The sequence below is a fragment of the Streptomyces phytophilus genome, from assembly GCF_013870535.1.
Lineage (GTDB): Bacteria > Actinomycetota > Actinomycetes > Streptomycetales > Streptomycetaceae > Streptomyces > Streptomyces phytophilus.
Genome location: NZ_JACBXC010000919.1, coordinates 1 through 2,465 on the forward strand (window position 1 = coordinate 1; position 2,465 = coordinate 2,465).

Genomic DNA, 2,465 nt, shown 5'->3' on the forward strand with positions numbered 1-2,465 from the left:
TCGCGGCAGCGGCGAGCAGCGGCACCATCGCGAGCAGCCGCAGCACGTTGACGATCCACAGCAGCCGGCGGCGGTCGACGCGGTCGACGAGCACGCCCGCGTGCAGGGCGACGAGGAGCCAGGGCAGCGAGATGGCCAGCGCGACCCCGGTGACCTGGGCAGGGGAGCCGCCGGCGCGGACGGCGAGCAGCGGCAGGGCCATCTTCACGACGCCGTCGGCGAGGTTCGTCACGGCGGTGAACGCGACGAGTACGGCGGTGTTGCGGCGCCCGGCGTCCCGCCCGGCCCGTAGCCGATCGCTCTCCAGCACCCCGGCTGCACCCATCACGCGCCCCCTCTAACCACCAAAGCCGTTTACCGGTGAGAGAAAGTTACCACCAAACGCGATAGCCGGTAAAGTGGTCCGCATGCGTGCACCACCCCGGGCCGCCGAGCTGGTGGCCGACTTCGCCAACACCCTCGACATCCACGCCGGTACGGACACCCTGAGCACCCCGGAAGCCCTGGCCGAGTGGCTGCGTACGCACGACCTGCCGACGGCCGGCACCCCGGACGCCGCCCTCCACGAGGCGGCGGTCGCCCTGCGGGCCGGCATCCGCGCACACCTGGGCACGCACGTGGGCGACCCCCCGGACCCCGCGGCGACGGCAGCCGCCGACGATGCCCTGACCCGCTTCCCCGTACACATCACGGCGCACGGCACCCCCGTCCCCGCCCCCGGCCTCACGGGCACCGACAGTGGGATCACGGAGCTGGCCCTCGCCTGGAGCACGCTGACGACCACCGGGGACGCGGCCCGCCTGAAGCGCTGCGCGGAGCACACCTGCCACGAGGTGTTCTGGGACACCTCGAAGAACCGCAGCAAGCGCTGGTGCTCGATGCAGGGCTGCGGCAACCGCGCCAAGGCCCGCACCTACGCCGCCCGCCGAGCCGCCGAACCCGGCTGACCGAAGGCCCCGGCCCCCTCCCGCCGCGCACCCGGGAGCGTGACGTTTCCCGGCCGGGGTGCGCTGTCCCTGGTGGGGCGGGGACGGCCGACCCGTGAGCCCAAGCACGTCCTCTTCCGTACCGAGAGGCTGGAGTGGATCGCCACGACGGCACCGGCCGCGAGGTACTCGACACCACCGGCGGCCACGACGCCTCGTTCTCCCCCGACGGCAGCCGCATCGCCTTCGTCGGCCGGCGCGCCCGTCAGCGTCCTCAACGACCGGCTCATGCACCTCAGGGACTGGCTCCCGGAGTAAGCCCGCCCGCAAAGCCCGCCCCACGCAGTCAGGCCCGGTACTCCGCGACGGAGTACCGGGCCTGAACCGCATATCACCAAGGGTGAGTGACGGGACTTGAACCCGCCTTGGAATCGTATTGTGACCTGCGGCGATGTCGAAAATCGGGACAAACCATTCCCGTTCGATCCCGGAAAATCCCACCTCGCCCCGCCCCAACTCCCCGATTCCCGCCCGCAGTTCCCACGGGAACACCCACCCCCTGCGGAAGTCCAGCCCCCAGCAGCGGTGAGTGCAAACCGACCTTCCCCATGCCCGCGGCGGATGTGCCGCGCGCCGAGCCCCCGAACCACTACGCTGCGCGCATGAACGACCCTCGCCCGTACATCGACCCCGATGACGACGAGTCCGAGGTATGCGGCATCTGCCCCTCGAAGCGCTTCCCCCGCGGCGGGTTCGTGATCTACGACCGGCCCAACAGGGAGGCTCCCTTCGACGGAGCCGACGGGTACCGCTACACCGCAGACGGAACCCCGGCATGCGTCCACCCCCACAAGATCGGCCTAGAGCCCGACCGCGCCGCCCCGGCACGCGAAACGGGGCCCCCCGCCGAAGCGGAGAGCCCCGTCTCGCCGTCGGCTACGCCGCAGCGCCGAAGTCGATGGCGATTTTCTTTCCGCGCTCGGTGACGCCGATCCCCGCGTACACCTTGTCGAGCACCTGGCGCCGGCGCTCCGTCTCAGCGACGCCGATCCAGAACCGCTCGTTCATCGGCCCGAAGGCAAGCCGATACGCCTGCGCCGTGTAGTCGTCGTGGTCCCAGGTGCCGCCGGCCTCACCCTCCTCCATGTCCGTCATGTGCACGAACTTGATGCCGGTCCGCTCCTGCATGCGGGACAGCAGGCTGAACTGAGCGCAGAGTGCGTACGACATCGTGTCGACCGGCACGCTCACCGGCAGTTCGGAGGTCCGCTCGTCGCCGGTCGCCTCGTACACCGCGCTCTTGAGCGCCATGGCGCGGGTGGTCTCGACGAACAGGGCAGGAGCGTCGGCGATCGCGTCGTAGTCGTCCACGATCGGGTACCCGTAGTGGTCGCTCCAGTCCTTCGAGTACATCGCGCAGCCGGTACGCAGCCGGTCGAACTCGGGGTCGGCCTTCCAGACGTTCAGGATCTCGTGGGCCCGTACGGCGACCTTCTCAGGCGCCGGCCGTGCTGCGGTGGTCTGAGACACGGTCTCTCC

At 70.7% G+C, this 2,465-nt stretch carries 2 protein-coding genes and 1 pseudogene; 1 reads left to right on the forward strand and 2 read right to left on the reverse strand.

The genetic code is table 11. The features are described from left to right. Positions 1–325: pseudogene (locus H5J30_RS27150) on the reverse strand (MFS transporter); the annotation flags it as partial. Positions 326–407: 82 nt separating this feature from the next. On the opposite strand from H5J30_RS27150, the gene H5J30_RS27155 reads away from it, so the two are divergent. Then, complete coding sequence (locus tag H5J30_RS27155; RefSeq protein WP_181789958.1) at positions 408–947, forward strand: CGNR zinc finger domain-containing protein; 540 nt, start codon at positions 408–410, stop codon at positions 945–947. Between the two features lie 915 nt (positions 948–1,862). Here H5J30_RS27155 and H5J30_RS27165 read toward each other — a convergent pair. Beyond that, on the reverse strand, positions 1,863–2,465 hold a 603-nt coding region (locus tag H5J30_RS27165; protein WP_309505646.1), incomplete at its 5' end, for a hypothetical protein.

Excerpts from the sequence above, each read along its gene's own strand:
- H5J30_RS27155 (WP_181789958.1), top strand. The coding sequence starts at position 408 with ATGCGTGCACCACCCCGGGCCGCCGAGCTGGTGGCCGACTTCGCCAAC.